We start from the raw sequence: 17,419 nt of genomic DNA, 5'->3' as shown, positions 1-17,419 counted from the left end.
CACTGCGTTTGCCATGCGCGGTTCCAACGACAGGCGCTTCAAGGTTTTCAACCGGGGGCGGGCCGCTGCCAGGAACGTACGCATCGAATTCGTGGATGGCAATAGCATTCTGGTCGAGTCACAGGTGCGCAGTACCTTCCCGCTGGAGCGGCTGGAACCGCAGTGCGGGGTGGACCTGATTGCAACTGCCCACCTAGGGCTCGCGGAACGGAAGTTCCAGGTAAAGATCTCCTGGGAGGACGAGACTGGACCCCAAGAGAAAATCGAGTGGCCCACGCTCTAGGCCTCGACGGCTTTCTTGCGAGGGGGCACCGGTGCTGCCTCCGCCGCCATGGCATCTGCAGGATAGAGGCGAAGGAAGGTGCGCGCCTCCTCCGGATCGCGGCAGGCCAGCCAATCGTCCCACTCGTCGCGAGGCAAGATCACTACGCTGCGTTTCTCTTTGCCTGGCGCGTGCATGCGCCGCATGAGAGCATGGGTTTCGGCCGCAACCGTCGGCATCGTGAAGGTGGCCGCGCCGTCCGGCCAATCGCGCCACAAGCCGGCAATGGCGAAGGGCTCGCCATCAGGTAGCCCGATCCGCCACCGCACGGCCTTGCCTGTCTCCCAGCACGGCTCATACACGGCGGTGGCCGGCACAAGCGCGAGCCGGCATTCACGCCAGTACTTTGCAAACGACTGGAGCTTGCCAATGGTTTCCACGCGGGCGTTCATGGTGTCGTAGTCCCGCACCTTTGGGGGAGCGCCAGTCCGTTGCATCGTCTCCTCATTGCGCCGCTTTATCTCCGCTTTGGGCACCATGCCAAAACCGGCCAGCACGCAATCGCGCTTGCCGTGATCGCCGGCGCGGATGATCGGGGCAGGGTAGTCTCGCCATGCCTCCGCGCGCCATTCGTCTGCAGGAGGCTCGACGCCGAACACGTCACGTAACACCTGGCGTTGCACGGGGGCATAGTTCACGCACATGGCTTGTCTCCGTTGTCGGGTGGTGGTGATGGTACCTTGCCGCGCTGGCGCACCACATCAGCAGGAATGGGGGTGTCCATTTCCGCCTGCGTGATCGGCCGCAACAGCCAGGCTTGGCGGTATTCCCGCAGATCTAAGTCGGCGCGCTCAAACCCCGTCAGGACCATGTCGTCGGAGGAGAGTTTCACTATCCGCGCGTCGTAGAGAACGCCTAGCTCCGCCACGTCCTGATGCTTGCTATAGGCCATGAACGCATGGGGCATTACCCGATGGGCGCGTGTATCCATGCGGTCCTCAATAAGCACCTGGCCGCGCCAAAGTAGCTGCCCGCCCCACCATCCGCGGTGCAGCCGGCGCCCCTCCTGACAAAGTTTCATCACTTCAAATAGCATGACTGTATAAATATACAGTACTGAGGCGATGGAGGTCGGGGCCTGCCGCTTGAGGGTGATGGGGTGTACGCATCTCAACCCGAGTGTTACACTTCGCGTGTAATCGCTTGGGTCACATGGTCTAGCAGCTCCCTCCTCGGACGGACGCTAGGCTCCAAGACGCAAAAGAACGGCCGCTTGCGGCCGTTTTCCTTTTGCAGTTCAGAAATCGCGCTTGAACCCGCGGAAGGTAGCGCCAGGCCGCTTGATCTTCAGCCAGTCACGAGAGGGCCCAGCCACGTAGACGCTGCCCGCGCGCTTTGCAACGAGGCCCTCGAGCTGCCACGCTAGCACCGCACTCCACGCAGCCGCGCCGTCATCAATGGCGCTCACGTACAGCACGCTAGGCAATCCCTCCACAAGCTTGGCCAGACGCGCCTTTCGCTCCTCGATAGGTTTGCCGCGAATGTCAACACCGGCATGCACCAGCAGATCGAACGCGCACAGCACCACAGGTGGGGCTCCCGGATACCAGCGGCGTCTCAAAGCACGCTTGTGCAATTGCTCGAAGTCCGAGCGCCCGTCAACCAGCACGCACACCTCGGCATCGATAATGTGGTGGCCAGTCGGTAGTCCCGTCAGCGAGGCGGTGATCTCCGGAAACCACGTCGTTGCATCGACTCCGCCCTTTGTGCGTAGGGCCTCGCGAGCCGCTAGGACGTGGTACCCGTCTAGCTTAAATTCGTGGTGCCAGCTACCGGAGCGGGGCAGTAACTTGCTAACCATGGGCAGCATGGGTTCGATGGTAGCGAGCTCGATCGGTGGCCGGCGTGGCATGACGGAACTACCGAAACGTAGTGGGACTACGAAGTCTTGCGCCCACGCAAGATCCATCGAACAACGGCAACGCAGGTCCAGATACAGCAGTATGTGAGGACGCATAGACCGAAGCCAATTCCGATCATCAGGGGCAGGCCGCGCGTAAGCGCCTGCTCCTTCCTGGTTGTCAGGGCCGTGTCGATAGACGCTAAGCACGTGGTCAGCGTCGCGGAAGTGGCTCGGTCATCAAGAACTTGCCGGGCGTGTCCGAATTTTTGTGTAAACGGTTCGGACTTCAATTGACGGAGATGCGGTCTCCGAACTGAATGGTAAAGCGGGTCAGCGCAGCCTTCCAATCCCGGATGGGCATGGTCCACTTCTGACTGATGTTGCGCAGGGCCAGATAGAACAGTTTTGTCAGCGCTTCGTCACTGGGGAACGAGCCCCGGTTCTTGGTTAGCTTCCTCAGGCTCATGTTGACCGACTCGATGGCGTTGGTGGTGTAGATGACCTTGCGGATTTCGGGTGGGTAGTCAAAGAACGGAATCAGCCGGCTCCAGCTCCTGCGCCAGGACTGGCCGATGGGTAGGTACTCGGCATCCCAGCGGGCCTCGAATTCACCGAGCATCAGCTCGGCCTCCTCGGCGGTGGTTGCCGTGTAGATGCGTCTCAGGTCTGCGGCCACTTCTTTGCGACGCTTCCACGAGACGTAGTTCAGGCTGTGGCGCACCATGTGCACGATGCACAACTGAACCACTGTCCTGGGAAACACGGCCTCAATGGCTTCAGGGAAGCCCTTGAGGCCATCGACGCAGGCGATGAAGATGTCATGCACGCCCCGGTTGCGCAGCTCGGTCACGACCTGCAGCCAGAATTTGGCCCCCTCGGTCTGCGCCAGCCACAGGCCCAGCACCTCCTTCTCGCCCGTCATGGTGATGCCGATGGCCAGGTACACCGCCTTGACCCGCACAGCGCCCTCGCGCACCTTCACATGGATGCAGTCCAGATAGACGATAGGGTAGATTGCATCGAGCGGGCGGGCTTGCCAGGTCTTGACCTCATCGGCCACGGCGTCGGTCACCGAGGAAATCAGGCTGGGCGAGACCTCGGTGCCGTACATCTCCTCTAGGTGGGCCTGTATCTCGCGCACCGTCATGCCGCGGGCGTACAGCGAGATGATTTTGTCGTCGAAGCCGGCCCAGCGGGTCTGGTGCTTGGGGATGAGTTGGGGCTCGAAGCTGCCATGGCGGTCACGTGGCACCTCGATGGGCAACTCGCCGAAATCGCCCTTGAGGGTCTTCTTGCTCTTGCCATTGCGGGTGTTGCCAGTGGTGTTGGCTACCGCTTCGTTGCGTTCGTGGCCCAGATGCTCGGTCAGTTCGGCGTCCAGGGCTCGCTCCACCAGCAGCTTGGTCAACTGTTTGAGCAGGCCGTTCTCGCCGATGAGGTCTTCGGGTTTCTTGTAGTTGGCCAGCAGGCCAGACAGCAGTTCTTCGGGTACGTCGTGTTTCTTGGTGCTCATTGTGCTTACGGATAGGCCAGCTTGCGCCGGCGGTGGACTGTCCGTTTACACAAAATTCTGCACACCCTCAACTTGCCTGTCGTAGCACGCAGTGGTCCTGAACTTTTCGTAATCCTCCTGATTCTGCAGTTCACCGATCAGGTATGTGGCCGGCAGTGCGACAGTGACGAGCACTGTAAGCACCAGCGCAAGTCGGTTCCAAACTCCGAGTTTGCGTGCCATCTTCTCCTCGCCTACAGGTAACCATCTACCAACCCGCCTGCGCCCTCCAACATGTCGCGCAGCCAGTCGTCTAGGTCGTCAGGAGCAACGGAATCGCCCCGCAAGCTCAGTGCTTCGGCAAAGCTAGCCGCCGCCTGGTAGCCAGCGACGGCATCAAGTGCTGCGCCCATCGCAACGGTGCGGGAGTGAGCCTGTTCGGCGAGCGCCTGCGCGTCATCGAACGCCCACGCGCGCAACGCGCCGCGCAGAGTCGCATGGGCGGTCAGATGATAGCTTCGGGCTGTATCAATGGCGGCTAGCGCTGCGGCTGCGCGGTCGCGGTAGATCAGAGCGTCCATGTCCTTCTCACTGCGCAGTCCCGGGAAGGGCGGCTCCGACTTTCCCGGAATCCTTTCTATCCGTCAGGCGGCTTCGAGTACTCGCAGCTCGAGGTGAAGGCCCGCCGCGGCTGCCATGTTCACCAGCGCATCGAGGGCGAACAGGTTGATCTTGCCGCGCATCAGGTCCGACACGCGCGGTTGGGTCACGCCGAGGAGTTTGGCGGCCTGTGCCTGGCTCATCTCGGTGCGGGTCAGGTGGTTCTTCAGCGCCGTCATCAGGACAGAGCGCAGCTTCATGTTTTCCGCTTCTTCCGGGGTGTCCTCGATGGCATCCCAGACGCTGGTAAATCGTTGCTTGGTCATTGGCCCAGCTCCTTCAACAAATCGCGGTACCGTTTGCCGGCCAAGTCCAGGTCGGCCTTGCTGGTCTTCTCCGTCTTCTTCTGGAAGCAGTGAAGCACGTACACGGCATCGGCAAACTTGGCAATGTAGATGACCCGGAATGCCCCGGCGGCATCCCGAATCCGTATCTCCTTCACGCCTTGGCCCACGGTGCTCATGGGCTTCCAGTCGTCAGGCTCATGGCCGTGTTGTACCTGGTCGATTTGATGGCCTGCTTCGCGCCGGGCGGCGAGCGGGAACGCACGTAGGTCGTCCAGGGCTGTGCCCCTGAACTCGACGGGCTTTTGTTCGGTCATGGGATGACTATACAAAATTTTGTATAGTTGCGCTAGTTGCTCTAGTTGCGCTAGTTGCTCTAGTTGCTCTAGTTGCCATAGTGGTCAGCAAGGTGGCGCAGCCGTCCTACAATGGGGATACTGTATAAATATCCAGTATTTTCCGTGAGTACCGGTTTCCAACCCCCGCAGCCACCGATGCCGTCCTACGTCGTGCCAGAGGACTCGATCTGCCGCACCTGCTCACGGCTGCGCTTCGGTGTTCGGCCAGAATTTCCTCACCCTCGGTTGTGGATGGACTGCGTGCACGCCGAACCCTATGCGCCGACCCGCGCGCTGTCCTGTCCGTTCTTTGAGCGCGAGCCTGGTGTCGACTGACGGTTCGCAGGTCAGCGTACGCCCCGAAGCACTAAATTGCGATATTTCGAAATTTCGAGATCCTGTGATGTGTAAAAGCCCCGGGGCATGGGGCGGTCAAGGCTGTTTTCGCACGGTCGATAGTGCATTTAACATAACAGACGTCCGATCTCGCGCGAGCCTAGCGCCCGCAATTGGGGTCTGACCAAGATAAGCTCAATCCGCGCCGGCGACCTCTCGCGTGAGCCCCGATAACCCATTTTGGGCGACTCCGATTGCAATGCCCCGAACATTTCCTGATCCTCCCATAAGAAGATCGGCTTCTCTAACCGCTTCCTCGGCTTCCTTGCCAACGAAGCCAGCCTTTTGCCACCTCGATCTATCTGCACACCGACGACGGTGTCTTAGCTGCTACCAAAATTCGGGTCTTGTCGGGGCGAAAGGGACCGCACGCCGGGCGTCAGGCTCGCTGCTCGGGTGACGGGGCTGCCGTCGGCGCTGCCGTAAGTGCCGTCGGTGCAGGGTGACCGGCGGGCCGGATCACAGCGTTAGCGGAAAGGGCAAGGGTTATCAGTGAGAGCGCCACTCAATCCCACAGGTTTTCATGCGAACTCCAGGCGGAGTGGATTGTTTCCGCCCGGAACATGTAATTTCACGTTCGTGAAACTCCATGGATTGACCGGAATTGATTGCCCGTTGCAACTACTCGGACACGGATCCCGTGCCGTCCCAGAGATTCCCCGCTGCATCAATATATTTGGCAGACATCTTGGGCATGGCCTCTGATTTCACAGAGACAAAGCACCCGGGCAGTTCCAGTTGCTGCAGGGAAATGCCATGGCAGGTGGTGGCTGAATTGATCCAGAGAATCGCCTCGGCTCGGGCTCGAATGGAGGAGACTTCGCACGGAGGCCCGATGCTAACCTGTGTTGTTGGCATAGATGGATTCCTCACACGGGGACTCAATGGCAGGAGCGAAGGGTACCAAGGCGTCCGTTCAGACTTCGAGTTTGTGGCGCTGAGCAGTCCTCGGGGTCGGGTCTTTGCGCCTGGTGGGCTTTCGTCAGGCGCGAGACGATCTCGGTTACGTGGAGCAGGCCAATCTGTCGAAGGCAAATGGACCTGTCCACCGTAGACGAGCTGTCCGTCCGACCGTGCGGTCAGTCGAGCGGCTTGCCGGCCAGTTCGTTGCTCTTGAGCACGGCAACGAAGGCAATGCATCCCATCACGATGACGTAGCCGGCCGGCGCCAGCTTCGAGCCGGTGGCGCCCACGAGCCATGTAGCGAAGAACTGCGCGAAGCCACCGAAGATCGACACGCCGAGGCTGTAGACGATCGAAAGCCCCGTGGCACGGATCGCGCGCGGGAACATCTCAGTGATCATCGTGATCGTTCCCACGGAGATGAACACCACGGGCACCATCAGCGCCGAGGCAACAGCCAGCAGGCGCATCGTGTCGGGCGCGACGCTCAGCCACGCGAACGCCGGCACGATCAACAGCAGCAGGCTGACGCGCGCCCATGTCACGACCCGCTTGCGGCCCCAACGGTCGCTAGCGATGCCGGCGGCCGCGGCGAGCGCGAGCTGGACGCCACCGGCGACGAACGACGCCCAAAGACCCACAGAGAATGGCATTTTCAGCACGCCGACCGCATAGTTGGTGAGGTAATGCAGCACGATGTAATTGGACGATGTAGCACCCGCAGTCATCAGCACGCCCATCACGACCTTGCGGCGATGCAGGCGGAACACATCGCGGATCGGCGTGGCGGCTGAGCGCGTGGCGCCCTCAATGATGTGCGTCTCGTCGAGACTGCGGCGGATGTACGTGCCGAGCGGAATAAGGCCCATGCCAATCAGGAATGGCACACGCCAGCCCCACGCATGCAACTGCTCGGTGGTAAGTACTGCCGTCAGGCAGAGGCCCACGAGAGAGCCGAGCAGCGTGCTCAGCGCTTGGCTGAACAGCTGCCAGCTCGCGAAGTAGCCGCGATTGCTGTCGTCCGCGTACTCAAGCAGCATTGAGGTGGACGCACCCACCTCGCCGCCGACGGCGAATCCCTGGATCAGCCGTCCCGCCACAAGAAGCAGTGGTGCCGCGATGCCAATCTGCGCGTATGTCGGCGCAATCACGAACACCGCGGAGCCGGCGGCCATCAGCCATAGCGTGAGTGTCATCGCCGCCTTGCGTCCCGCACGGTCCGCATAGCTGCCGATCACGATACCGCCGAGCGGACGCACGACGAAGCCGATGCCGAACGTCGCCAGCGACATGAGCAATTGCGAAAGCGGCGACGAGCCCGGGAAAAACAGCTTGCCGAGAATCGTTGCGAAGTACGTATAGATGGCGAAGTCGAAGAACTCGAGGCCATTGCCAAGCGTGATTGCCGTGATCTTCCGGCCGAGCGAAGCCGGCCTCGCTGGCGCGTCGACGATGACCGCGCCGCCTGTCGGCCTCGTGCTGTCGAATGCCGTCATTCAGCGCCCCCCGTTGCTTGCGTGCCTGCCGGTAGGAAGCGTTCGACGAGGCGAGCCCAGTACGCCGCGCCCACGGGCAGAATGGCATCGTTGAAATCGTAATGCGGATTATGGGCGCTGCAGCCACCTGCGCCGTCGCCATTACCGATGACGAAGTAGCTACCAGGCACCTGTTCGAGCATGAACGAGAAGTCCTCGCTTCCGGTGAGCGCCTCGAAATTCTCGATCAGGCCGTCGGGCCCCAACCAGCTGAGCGCCACGTCGCGCGCGAACGTGGTCATTGCCTCATCGTTGATCAACGCCGGATACCGCCAGCGATAGTCGACGTCTACCTCGGCGCCGAACACGGCCGCCTGCGCGGCGACCAGCGCGGTGATGCGCTCGCGCAGCTGGAGCCGCACCTCGGGCAAATGCGCGCGCACAGACAGCCGCAGCTCCACTGCATCTGGAATCACGTTCGGCGCATCGCCGCCGTGAATCGCACCCACGGTTACTACGGCCATGCGGCGCGGATCCACGTTGCGTGACACGATGGTCTGAAGCGCCACCACGAGGTGCGATGCGACGAGGACCGGATCGATGGTGTCGTGTGGCATAGAACCGTGACCGCCCTTGCCGCGCACAGTCAGGACGACGGTGTCCGACGACGCCATCGACGGCCCTGCGCGAAAACCGAACTTATTGGTCGGGAGGCCGGGCATGTTATGGAACGCGAACACCGCGTCGCACGGAAAGCGCTCGAAGAGCCCGTCCTCGATCATCTTTCGCGCGCCCGCGAGGCCCTCCTCGGCGGGCTGGAAAATCAGGTTCAGGGTGCCATCGAAAGGCCGCGTGCGTGCCAGGTGCCGCGCGGCCGCCAGCAGCGTCGCGGTATGGCCGTCGTGCCCGCACGCGTGCATCTTGCCGGTAATCCGGCTTGCATAGGCCTTGCCCGTGGCTTCCTGGATCGGCAGCGCGTCCATGTCGGCGCGCAAGCCGAGGCGGCGTGGACCGTTGCCCACGGTGAGCGTGCCCACGAGTCCGGTGCCGCCGATGCCGCGCGTTACGGCGTAGCCCCACTCGATCAGCTTCTCCGCCACGAGATCGCTCGTGGCGAACTCTTCATAGGCGAGTTCTGGATGCGCGTGGATTCGATGGCGCAGCTCGCGCATCTCCTCTTCGCCGTCGAGAATTCCGGACGGTATGTTGATGACGGTCATTGTGATCTCCTGATATTGGAAGTGGAACGGTCGCGCGCGACCATCAGAACCGATGCGTCATGCCCATCGCCGTGACGAGCACGTCCCGGCCTGGGCTCGTCACGGCGCTGTCGAGCGTCAGTGCCGAGGCGCCGCCGTTGGCGATATAGGCCACGCGCGAGTACAGCGCCGTCCGGGGCGAAAGCAGGTACTCGTAGCCGAGCAGCGCGCCGGTGGCGTGGTTGTTGCCCCCCGCCACCACGCGTTCGAGCAGCGACACCTTGATCACGTGTACGCCGAACGGCAGCGTGGCGCCCAGCAGATATGTGTTGGCCACGCGGCCGCCGGCCGCCTTCGGCACGATGCGGTTGTAGGCCAATGACAGCGAATGCGGGCCGATTCGGTACGCCATGCCCGCACCGTAGTGATCGGTCGATTCGGACTGCGTGTTGCGCACGGTATTGAACGAGAGCCCAGCATACAGATCCTTGTTCTCGTACTGCGCGAGCCAGCCCGTGAAGTGAGCGGGCATACCCGAAGCCGACGCGGTGCTGAATCCGTACAGCGCCTGAGCAGAGAAACCACCTAGATTGGGCGTGATATAGCTGATGGCATCCGGCACGCGCGAATCAATCGCGGTGGCGTCGCCGCCGAGGCCCTGCGTGGAATAGGCGAGTCCGGCCATTATCGACAGCTTGGTCAGTGCGAACGGATCGACCTGCGAGGACAACGAAAAGATGGTCGGAAACTGCCGCCCGAGCTTCACCGTGCCGTACTGGCGAGAACTTAGCCACACATTCGACTCGCGATTGAACAGCGTGTTCTGTTGCTGCAGCGCGCCTGTGTCCGTGTTGAAGCCCGATTCGAGCCGGAAACCGGTGGACCAGCCGCCACCGAGATCTTCGGTGCCGAACATGCCGAAGCGCGACGTCGATCCTGCGCCGCTGCCCATCTGCCACGAACTGCCACGGCCACCGGAATCGAAGCTTATGTAGCTGTCGACTGCGCCGTATAGCTGCACGCCCGTGGCCATCGCGGGCGAGGCGGCGGCCGCAAGCATGGAAATGGAAAGCAGTGCCGCACGGGCGCACTGAGAGGATTCGCGCCCGTTCAATCGTTTGTGGGACATCGTTCGCTGGGTTGGTCTCGAGATGCCCGCATGGTAGAGAGCACGCCTAGGAAAAAAAAGATCGACATCGCCATCGTGTCAACCTAAGATTGACACTTATTTGTGGGGACCATCGATATGACGGACGGCCCCAAAACGGGGAATGAGGTATCTTGAGTCTCAAACTGCATCAACTCGAGTGCCTCGTGGCGATCGCCGACAACGGCGGCGTCCGCAGGGCCTCCGTCGCGCTCGGCCGTTCCGCTGCTGCCGTCAGCAAGGCGATTCTCGAACTCGAGACCGAACTGCAAGCCGCGCTCCTCGAACGCGTGGCCGATGGCGCGAACCTGACCGATGCCGGCAACACGTTGCTGGCCCATGCCCGCCTGATTCTGGGTCAGTTGCACCGTGCTGGTGAAGATGTGATGAATCTGTCCACGCGAGGCGGAGGCTCGGTTCGCGCCTGTGTCACCCCATGGTTGATGCATGCCGTGCTGCCGCAGGTTGTGAAGGACTTCCGGCTGCATCATCCCGACGTGCGGCTCGTGGTGGGCGAGCATCTCGGCGACGAATATCGCGAGGTGCGCAGCGGCGATCTTGACTTCGCGTTCGGTCCGCAACCCGATGCTGCGCAGGATCGCGCGCTAGACAGCCGGCTCCTGTTCAGCTATTCGTTCGCGGTGGTCTGCCGGCAGGGCCACCCCGCGGCCTCGGCCAGGCGGCTGTCGGAACTGCGCGAGTACGACTGGTTGTTGAGCCGACCGATTGACCGCTTCTCGCCGGCGCTCAGGAAGCTGATCGAACAGCCCAGAGAGGCACGCGTAGTCCGCGCCCATGCGGCGCGCTCCGTCCAGGCGGCGCTGGCCATCGTGCGTTCCACTGACATGTTGACCGTCGTGCCGTGGCCGCTGATCGAGACGCCCGACATGCGGGACCGATTCGTCGCGCTCAATCTCGACGAGGCGATGCCCGAGTCTGGCACCTGCCTCATCACGCGACGCTACGAGCCCCTGCACGGGCCCGCGCTCGCGTTCCTCGATACATTCCATCGCATCTCGCGTGAGCTGGCCACATCGAGCGAACCCGCCACGCGGCGCATCTTCAGTATGGTCGAGGTGTGCTGAACACGTGAATCGCTAGCCTTGTCGCTGAACTGGACGAACGCGAGCAGCGTTTGCCTGGCATGCTGCGCAAGGGTCGAATCGCTATGGGATATCCCCGCATAGCGAATCGAAGGCGCTCTTCGGACTACGGGAGGAACTTGTAGCCAGATTCGCCGTGCGAAGCGAGGTCCAGTCCGTCGGACTCATGCGCATGGTCGACCCGCAGGCCGCCGCACAGCACCGCGGCCACCCGGAACGAGATCCAACTGGTCAGGATTGAAAAGATGACGCTGAAGGCCATGGCGCCGACTTGGATCAGCATCTGCGTAGCGAAGCTCCGGCCTTCCGCGAAGCCGAGGCCACCGAGAGCGGGCAGGGCGAAGACCGTCGTCAGCACGCCGCCGACCAGCCCGCCGACACCGTGGACGCCGAATACATCGAAGGAATCGTCGAGCCCGAGCATCGGCTTGAACTTCTCGATAGCCAGGATGCAGCAGGGCGAAACCAGCAGACCAATCACCAGGGCACCCATCGGTCCGACAAAGCCGCATGCCGGCGTGATGGCCACCAGCCCGGCGACCGCGCCGGACACTACGCCGAGTAGGCTCGGCTTGCCGCGATGCTTCCACTCCAGCAGCATCCAGGACAGTGCGCCGGTGGCAGCCGCGAGCATCGTATTGACGATGACGAGGACTGCGAAGCCGTTGGCTAGCAGGGCACAGCCGCCGCAGAATCCCAGCCAGCCGACCCACAGCATGGAGCCGCCGGTCATGGTCATGGTCATGTTGTGCGGGGCCATGGCGGCCGTGCCGTAGCCATGGCGCGGGCCGACCATCCATGCCGCCACGAGCGAGGCGATGCCGGCGTTGATGTGGATGACATTGCCCCCCGCAAAGTCCTGTACGCCGAGAGTGAGCATCCAGCCGCCGCCCCAGGCGATGTGTGCCATGGGCACGTAGTTGATGGTGAACCATACCGCCATGAAGACCAGTACGGCGGAGAAGCGGATGCGTTCCGCAAAGGCGCCGACGATGATGGTCGGCGTGATGGCGGCGAACATCAGCATGAAGAGGAAGAACAGGAGCTCGGGCACGGTGTCGCGCATGGCGTCCTGCGTCACTCCGTGCAGGAAGAGCTTGGAGGTGCCGCCGATCCAGGCCTGCAGCGAGCCGCCGTCGTCGAAGGCGAAGGTATAGCCGTAGAGCGCCCACAACACGGAGATCATCGAGGCCACGGCGAAGACCTGGGTCAGCACCGATATTACGTTCTTGGTGCGGGCCAGGCCGCCGTAAAACAGTGCCAGGCCGGGCAAGGTCATCAGCAGCACAACCAGCGAGCAAGTGACCAGGTAAGCGGTGTCACCGGTGTTCAGTTTCGAGGCGGCTGCAGCGGTATCTGCCGCATGTGCCGGCAGCCAGAGCGTCGCGCTCAATAGCCCGAGGGCTGCATGGCGCAGGCTGGAACGAATCGAAGATCCCATGATTTCTCCTGAAATTGGCGTGATCCTGGCACTGGAGGCCGGGCTCCCGGGTAGTGCAAGCCGTGTGCCAGTGCCGGTGTGGCGGTGAGGCCGGTAGCTGAGGTGACGGCGCGCGCTTAGCTGAAGCCAGGCTGCAGCTGGCGCACCAACCCTGGGGTTATGCCTGCCGGTGGTGCGCGCTGCCGGGGGGTCAGACGAATACGACGGTCTTGTCCCGGTTTAGAAAGACTCGGTGTTCCACGTGGTACTTCACGGCCCGGGCCAGCGCCATGGTCTCGGTGGCGCGGCCGACGGCTACCAGTTCCTCGGCCGTATAGCCGTGGTTCACCCGCTGCACTTCCTGCTCGATGATCGGCCCTTCGTCGAGGTCGGCCGTCACATAGTGCGCGGTTGCGCCGATCAGCTTCACGCCGCGCGCATGGGCCTGGTGGTAGGGCCGCGCGCCCTTAAAGCCGGGCAGGAAGGAGTGGTGGATATTGATGGCGCGGCCTTCCAACTTGCGGCACAGGGTGTCGGACAGCACCTGCATGTAGCGCGCGAGCACCACCAGTTCGGTGCCTGTCTCGTCGACCAGCCGCAGCAGTTCCGCCTCCTGCGCGGCCTTGTTGTCGCGGGTTACCGGCAGGTAGATGAAGCGGATCCCTTCGCGCTCCGCCATCGGCCGCAGGTCGAGATGGTTGGATACCACCGCCGTGATTTCCATGTCGAGCTCGCCCTTGTTGCGGCGGTAGAGCAGGTCGGCCAGGCAGTGGTCGAACTTGCTGACCATTAGCAGCAACCGCATGGGCTTGGCGGCGCTGAACAGCTGCCATTGCATGCCGAAGCGCTCCGCCACAGGCGTGAAGCCCCGGCCGAGCGCACCGATGTCTTCGCGCCTGGGGTCGTTAAATCGGAACACGCCGCGCAGGAAGAAGCGGCCGGTGTCCTCGTCGTCGAACTGCGACAGCTCGGTGATGTAGCAGTCGTACTCGGCCAGGCATGCGGTGACGGCGGCCACGATGCCCGAGGTGGCTTCGCAGCTGATCTTGATGACGTAGTGGTTGGGGGAAGTATCCATGTTTTCGCGGGGCTGGGGAGAGGAGTGCGGTCAGCCTTTGGCCATCCGCTTGCTCTTGGTCGGGTCGTCAAACGGCATGAGCTCGGCGGTGGCGCTGGCCTGCAGGCTCCCGCGCACTTCCAGCGGGGTGCCGGGCCTGGCGCAAGGGGTGTCCATGCGGGCGATGGCGAGCGAGCGGCCGGTCAGGCGGGAGTACATGGCACAGGTGATGACGCCCACCTGTCGGCCGTCGCGCCAGAGCGTGTCGCCGCTGGCGGCAGCGCGCCCGGCGTCGACCGCGACGCCATAGATGCGGAAGCGCTCGTGACCTTGCAGGCGGAAATGCTCGCCGGCGCCGCGGAAGGCGGTCTTGCCGGGCGAGACGGTAAAGTCGAGCCCGAGTTCCCACAGGGTGTCGCCTGCGACCTCGCCGACGAAGGGGTACATCTCGGAGTTGTCGTAGGGGTAGAACAGCAGGTAACTTTCCACGCGTAGCCAGTCCAGCGCCGTGAAAGCGCAGGGGGCGATACCGAACGGCGCACCCTGGTCGAGGATGGTGTCCCACAGGGCGGGCGCGTCGGCGGCCTTGCAAAAGATTTCGTAGCCGCGCTCACCGGTATAGCCCGTGCGCGAGAGCATCACGGGCCGGCCGAACAGGCGCGTCTGCATGTGGTGGAAATAGGGCAGGTCGCGGATGCCGGGAACGTGCTCGGCCAGGAAGTCGACCGCTGCGGGGCCTTGCAGCGAGAGGTCATGCAGGTCGTCGTCGAACTGGATGGCGACCTGCTTGCCCTGGGCGCCGCGCGTCAGCATGTCCAGCCCAGCGCCGGCTCCATGTACCACCATGAAAGCATTGGGGCCGGTGCGGTAGACCACACAGTCGTCGACGAACTTGCCGCGCTCGTCGAGCATGGTGGCGTAGACCGATTTGCCGGGATAGACCTTGGACATGTCGCGCGTGGTGGCGAAGTCGAGCAGGCTCTCGGCATGCGGGCCAACGTAGTGGACCTTCTTCAGGCCGGAGACGTCCATTAGCCCCGCGCGGGTGCGGATGGTTTCGTGGTGGTCGGCGAGGTCGCTGGAGTAGGTCCAGGCGGTGCCCATGCCGTTCCAATCTTCCAGTCGGGAGCCGAGGGCGCGGTGGCGGTCGGCGAGGGCGGAAATACGCCAGCTAGTGGACATAGCAGTGCTCCTTGTCGGACAGGCGGTGCCTGGGAAAATGCGCGGGGAGATCAGACGGGGTCATAGGGCGCGAGCCATGCCAGTAGCGCTTCGCGGTAGTTGGCCATGCCCTTGTATTCGACGATGGGCGCGGGCAGGTCGCGCAGCACGCGGTGCAGCCGCTGGCCCCAGCCCGGCCGGGTGACCAGTTCCTCCATGCTGGCAAGGTAGGTACGGATACTGAACAGCAGCGCGTTGCTGCGCGGCAGGCGCACCATCATCTGCAGCTCGACGCGCAGGTGGACCTTGCGGCCGGCGTTCTCCGGCGTGACAGAGGCGCGGTCTGCACCCCACAGGTGGTAGGTCTCGGGCGAGGTGTCTAGGCGCGGGTTGATGGTGAGCGTCCAGTTCAGCCGCCGAACCGGCTCGCTGGAACGGATGTTCAGCAGGTACTTGAGTGCTCGGTCGAACACACCGAGTTCGTGGGCCATCGGAACCGGTGCGTGCCACTGTTTGAAACTCATGCCGGCATCGAAGGCCAGCGACCAGTCCGCCGGACCTGTCACGACCCCTGCGTCCATGAAAAGGTCCCCGTCACGCTGGTCGAGCAGGGCGATGTCGCCCTGCACCTGGCGGGCGATGAATTCGAGCGGGTCGCACGGCAGCGTGCCGGCCTGGCCGAAGACGAAGTCGTGCGCGGTGCCGAGCAGGCGGTTCTGCCAGTGCCAGCGGTCCCCGTCGCGGGTCAGCGTGAAGTGCTCGGGGTAGTCGGCGCTCAGCGTTTCCATGTAGAGCTCGAGCGCATCCCATGCGGCGGTCGCCATGTGGGGCATGACCAGTGCGCGGCGTGGATCGTTGCGAAGGGCCTGGTCGCGCTCGGCCATTTCCCCGGCGTAGTGCTCGTCGATGTCGAACCAGTTGGCGAACACCGAGCCATGCGCTTTGCGCGTGGCAGGCTCGATGTTGACCGAGTACATGTAGCGGTCTTCGGGGAACGGGAACGGGAAGCGGGCGATGGCGGCCGGGCTGTTGCGGTAGGTGAAGTCGTCGCGGAAGGTTTCGAGCGCAGGGCTGCGGGCGGTCATGGCGGAAGCTCAGAGGTCGAGGAAGATGGGCGTGCCGCAGCCGCGCGATACGCAGGGCATCAGGAACTGCAGGCGATCGCCGGGGGCGAGGAAGTGGTCGCGGTGCTCGACGTCACCGCCGGCATAGGGCAGCGCGCACTGTCCGCACACGCCGCCGCGGCAGAGGTTGGGCACGGCGATGCCGGCCTGCTCCAGCGCTTCCAGCAGGCTGCGCGAAGACGGCACGTCGATGGCCGTGCCGGAGCGGCGCAGCTCGACGCGGAACGGCGCCCCGGGCTTTGCCGCCGCGAAGGCTTCGGCATGGACCGATGACGCCGGCCATCCCAGCGCACGCGCCGCGGCCGCGACGCCGTCGATCAGGCTTGCCGGCCCACACGTGTAGACATGGGTGCCCGCGCGCTGGCCAGCGAGCAGTGTTGGCACGTCGAGGCGGTCGCCGGGCGCGCCGCTGTAGCCATGGAAGCGCTCGCCCAGCCGCTCGCGCAGGGCACCGGCATAGGCGTCGGTCTGCCCGGGGCGGCCGGCGTAGTGCAGCGTAAAGCTGGCGCCCGTGGCCTCCAGTGCGTCAGCATAGGCGAGGAACGGCGTGATGCCGATCCCGCCCGCGACCAGCAGGTGGTGGCGCGCCTGCGAGTGAAGCGGAAACAGGTTGGCGGGCGGCGAGATGCGGAGGACGTCTCCAGCGCGTACCTGCTGGTGGAGGGCGCGTGAGCCGCCGCGCGAATCCGGCTGCAGCCGCACGGCGATACGGTAGGCGGGCGCACCGGTGGTCGGATCCGTGGCGGCGCTCAGCGAGTAGGCATTGGTGATAGTGGCGTTGCCGTCCGGGATGGTGACCCGGACATGGCTGCCGGCCGAGAAGGCAGGCAGATTGCCGCAATCGCTGCAAAGCAGGTATTCCTTGACCACGGGCGTCAGCGTCGTAACGCGCGTGACTCTCACATGCAAAGGGTTCACGGCTGGCCTCCTTGCTCGGCGCGTGCGGCTACGCCCAGATAGGCGCCGAGCCGGCGTGAGAAGTGTTGCCGCACGCCCAGCGCGACACCGCAGTGCGGGCAGTCCGTCAGGGCTTCGGCGGCCGGTGCGAGATGTTGCCGTGCGCAGTGGACGCAGTACACCTGGCGCAGGTGCCGCCTGGTTGGTGCCAGCTGGATGGCGTCGGGGGCCAGGCCGGCGCTGCGCGCCACGTTCCACAGGGCCCAGATGCGCGGCTCGGGCCCGGTCAGGTAGAGATGGGTGCCGGCCGGTGCCTGGTCGAGTGCTGCGGCCAGGGCGTGATCGAGCGTGCGGGCGGCACCGTCGTCTTCTCCGCCTTGCAGCAGCAGTGTGTGGCGGCCGGTGAGGTCGCCGGCGAGGGCTGGCAGGATGCTCATTGCGTCTGGCTCGGCAGTGGCGACGACGAGCAGATGGTGCTGGGCGCTGTCCTGCGTGGCCAGCGGCGCATAGCGGGGGAGGCTGTGCGGGAAGTGGGCGGGAAGGCTGCGCGGCGGTTCCATGTCGGACTCCAGTCAACCCCTGGCGGGGACAGGTCCAT

18 protein-coding genes and 1 pseudogene are annotated in these 17,419 nt (G+C 63.9%); 2 read left to right on the top strand and 17 right to left on the bottom strand.

Annotated elements, in window-relative coordinates; genetic code table 11:
* A pseudogene (locus tag GA566_RS31555) lies at window positions 1-283 on the top strand (hypothetical protein); the annotation flags it as partial.
* On the opposite strand, the gene GA566_RS31550 reads toward GA566_RS31555, so the two are convergent.
* The 11 genes from GA566_RS31550 to GA566_RS31500 all read right to left on the bottom strand — a co-directional run bounded on the left by GA566_RS31550 (window position 280) and on the right by GA566_RS31500 (window position 10,041).
* The gene (locus tag GA566_RS31550; RefSeq protein WP_017511421.1) at window positions 280-966 is read right to left on the bottom strand and encodes an SOS response-associated peptidase family protein; all 687 of its coding nucleotides are present in this window, start codon (window positions 964-966) and stop codon (window positions 280-282) included. The pseudogene GA566_RS31555 and the gene GA566_RS31550 sit on opposite strands and share 4 nt — an antisense overlap.
* Window positions 957-1,358, bottom strand: a complete 402-nt coding sequence (locus tag GA566_RS31545; RefSeq protein ID WP_017511422.1) for a hypothetical protein — start codon at window positions 1,356-1,358, stop codon at window positions 957-959. The genes GA566_RS31550 and GA566_RS31545 overlap by 10 nt, the downstream gene beginning before the upstream one ends.
* A gap of 201 nt (window positions 1,359-1,559) precedes the next feature.
* Entirely contained in the window at window positions 1,560-2,123 is a 564-nt protein-coding gene (locus GA566_RS31540; protein ID WP_237380975.1) for a hypothetical protein, read from the bottom strand.
* Window positions 2,124-2,451: 328 nt separating this feature from the next.
* Window positions 2,452-3,678: an IS256 family transposase gene (locus GA566_RS31535; RefSeq protein WP_017511424.1), complete on the bottom strand. Its 1,227-nt coding sequence runs from the start codon at window positions 3,676-3,678 to the stop codon at window positions 2,452-2,454.
* Between the two features lie 45 nt (window positions 3,679-3,723).
* Window positions 3,724-3,900: a hypothetical protein gene (locus GA566_RS31530; RefSeq protein WP_017511425.1), complete on the bottom strand. Its 177-nt coding sequence runs from the start codon at window positions 3,898-3,900 to the stop codon at window positions 3,724-3,726.
* An 11-nt stretch (window positions 3,901-3,911) separates the two neighbouring features.
* Window positions 3,912-4,238, bottom strand: a complete 327-nt coding sequence (locus tag GA566_RS31525; protein WP_017511426.1) for a hypothetical protein — start codon at window positions 4,236-4,238, stop codon at window positions 3,912-3,914.
* Between the two features lie 63 nt (window positions 4,239-4,301).
* Complete coding sequence (locus GA566_RS31520; RefSeq protein ID WP_017511427.1) at window positions 4,302-4,583, bottom strand: helix-turn-helix domain-containing protein; 282 nt, start codon at window positions 4,581-4,583, stop codon at window positions 4,302-4,304.
* A complete protein-coding gene (locus GA566_RS31515; RefSeq protein WP_017511428.1) occupies window positions 4,580-4,918 on the bottom strand; it encodes a type II toxin-antitoxin system RelE/ParE family toxin in 339 nt (112 codons plus the stop codon). The genes GA566_RS31520 and GA566_RS31515 overlap by 4 nt, the downstream gene beginning before the upstream one ends.
* Before the next feature lie 1,496 nt (window positions 4,919-6,414).
* Window positions 6,415-7,734, bottom strand: coding sequence for an MFS transporter (locus GA566_RS31510; protein WP_017511430.1), 1,320 nt, complete (start codon window positions 7,732-7,734; stop codon window positions 6,415-6,417).
* The gene (locus tag GA566_RS31505; protein WP_017511431.1) at window positions 7,731-8,933 is read right to left on the bottom strand and encodes a M20 aminoacylase family protein; all 1,203 of its coding nucleotides are present in this window, start codon (window positions 8,931-8,933) and stop codon (window positions 7,731-7,733) included. Before GA566_RS31505 ends, GA566_RS31510 begins: the two co-directional genes overlap by 4 nt.
* 43 nt (window positions 8,934-8,976) lie before the next feature.
* On the bottom strand, window positions 8,977-10,041 hold the full coding sequence (locus tag GA566_RS31500) for a porin (protein ID WP_082355044.1): 1,065 nt from the start codon (window positions 10,039-10,041) through the stop codon (window positions 8,977-8,979).
* Window positions 10,042-10,193: 152 nt separating this feature from the next.
* On the opposite strand from GA566_RS31500, the gene GA566_RS31495 reads away from it, so the two are divergent.
* Window positions 10,194-11,144, top strand: coding sequence for a LysR substrate-binding domain-containing protein (locus GA566_RS31495; protein ID WP_017511433.1), 951 nt, complete (start codon window positions 10,194-10,196; stop codon window positions 11,142-11,144).
* A 124-nt stretch (window positions 11,145-11,268) separates the two neighbouring features.
* Here GA566_RS31495 and GA566_RS31490 read toward each other — a convergent pair whose 3' ends face one another.
* The 6 genes from GA566_RS31490 to GA566_RS33490 form a co-directional block, all read right to left on the bottom strand.
* Complete coding sequence (locus GA566_RS31490; RefSeq protein ID WP_017511434.1) at window positions 11,269-12,603, bottom strand: ammonium transporter; 1,335 nt, start codon at window positions 12,601-12,603, stop codon at window positions 11,269-11,271.
* A 190-nt stretch (window positions 12,604-12,793) separates the two neighbouring features.
* A complete protein-coding gene (purU, locus tag GA566_RS31485; protein ID WP_017511435.1) occupies window positions 12,794-13,660 on the bottom strand; it encodes a formyltetrahydrofolate deformylase in 867 nt (288 codons plus the stop codon).
* A 30-nt stretch (window positions 13,661-13,690) separates the two neighbouring features.
* Window positions 13,691-14,821: an aminomethyltransferase family protein gene (locus GA566_RS31480; RefSeq protein ID WP_017511436.1), complete on the bottom strand. Its 1,131-nt coding sequence runs from the start codon at window positions 14,819-14,821 to the stop codon at window positions 13,691-13,693.
* 50 nt (window positions 14,822-14,871) lie between these two features.
* Complete coding sequence (locus GA566_RS31475; RefSeq protein WP_017511437.1) at window positions 14,872-15,885, bottom strand: DUF3445 domain-containing protein; 1,014 nt, start codon at window positions 15,883-15,885, stop codon at window positions 14,872-14,874.
* 9 nt (window positions 15,886-15,894) lie between these two features.
* Complete coding sequence (locus tag GA566_RS33495; RefSeq protein WP_017511438.1) at window positions 15,895-16,842, bottom strand: PDR/VanB family oxidoreductase; 948 nt, start codon at window positions 16,840-16,842, stop codon at window positions 15,895-15,897.
* Window positions 16,839-17,381: a dimethylamine monooxygenase subunit DmmA family protein gene (locus GA566_RS33490; protein ID WP_017511439.1), complete on the bottom strand. Its 543-nt coding sequence runs from the start codon at window positions 17,379-17,381 to the stop codon at window positions 16,839-16,841. The genes GA566_RS33495 and GA566_RS33490 overlap by 4 nt, the downstream gene beginning before the upstream one ends.
* Between the last annotated feature and the right edge of the window lie 38 nt (window positions 17,382-17,419).

This window comes from Cupriavidus sp. SW-Y-13 (assembly GCF_009793345.1).
In the GTDB taxonomy this organism is placed as follows: domain Bacteria; phylum Pseudomonadota; class Gammaproteobacteria; order Burkholderiales; family Burkholderiaceae; genus Cupriavidus.
The sequence above is the reverse complement of the archived record's forward strand: the minus strand, read 5'-3'. Positions and strand labels throughout refer to the sequence as shown.

Coding starts and splice junctions, on each gene's coding strand:
- GA566_RS31535 (WP_017511424.1), bottom strand. CDS start 3,678: ATGAGCACCAAGAAACACGACGTACCCGAAGAACTGCTGTCTGGCCTG.
- GA566_RS31490 (WP_017511434.1), bottom strand. CDS start 12,603: ATGGGATCTTCGATTCGTTCCAGCCTGCGCCATGCAGCCCTCGGGCTA.
- GA566_RS31475 (WP_017511437.1), bottom strand. CDS start 15,885: ATGACCGCCCGCAGCCCTGCGCTCGAAACCTTCCGCGACGACTTCACC.
- GA566_RS31480 (WP_017511436.1), bottom strand. CDS start 14,821: ATGTCCACTAGCTGGCGTATTTCCGCCCTCGCCGACCGCCACCGCGCC.
- GA566_RS31505 (WP_017511431.1), bottom strand. CDS start 8,933: ATGACCGTCATCAACATACCGTCCGGAATTCTCGACGGCGAAGAGGAG.
- purU (WP_017511435.1), bottom strand. CDS start 13,660: ATGGATACTTCCCCCAACCACTACGTCATCAAGATCAGCTGCGAAGCC.
- GA566_RS31515 (WP_017511428.1), bottom strand. CDS start 4,918: ATGACCGAACAAAAGCCCGTCGAGTTCAGGGGCACAGCCCTGGACGAC.
- GA566_RS31545 (WP_017511422.1), bottom strand. CDS start 1,358: ATGCTATTTGAAGTGATGAAACTTTGTCAGGAGGGGCGCCGGCTGCAC.
- GA566_RS31500 (WP_082355044.1), bottom strand. CDS start 10,041: ATGTCCCACAAACGATTGAACGGGCGCGAATCCTCTCAGTGCGCCCGT.
- GA566_RS31525 (WP_017511426.1), bottom strand. CDS start 4,238: ATGGACGCTCTGATCTACCGCGACCGCGCAGCCGCAGCGCTAGCCGCC.
- GA566_RS31550 (WP_017511421.1), bottom strand. CDS start 966: ATGTGCGTGAACTATGCCCCCGTGCAACGCCAGGTGTTACGTGACGTG.
- GA566_RS31510 (WP_017511430.1), bottom strand. CDS start 7,734: ATGACGGCATTCGACAGCACGAGGCCGACAGGCGGCGCGGTCATCGTC.
- GA566_RS31540 (WP_237380975.1), bottom strand. CDS start 2,123: ATGGTTAGCAAGTTACTGCCCCGCTCCGGTAGCTGGCACCACGAATTT.
- GA566_RS31520 (WP_017511427.1), bottom strand. CDS start 4,583: ATGACCAAGCAACGATTTACCAGCGTCTGGGATGCCATCGAGGACACC.
- GA566_RS31530 (WP_017511425.1), bottom strand. CDS start 3,900: ATGGCACGCAAACTCGGAGTTTGGAACCGACTTGCGCTGGTGCTTACA.
- GA566_RS33490 (WP_017511439.1), bottom strand. CDS start 17,381: ATGGAACCGCCGCGCAGCCTTCCCGCCCACTTCCCGCACAGCCTCCCC.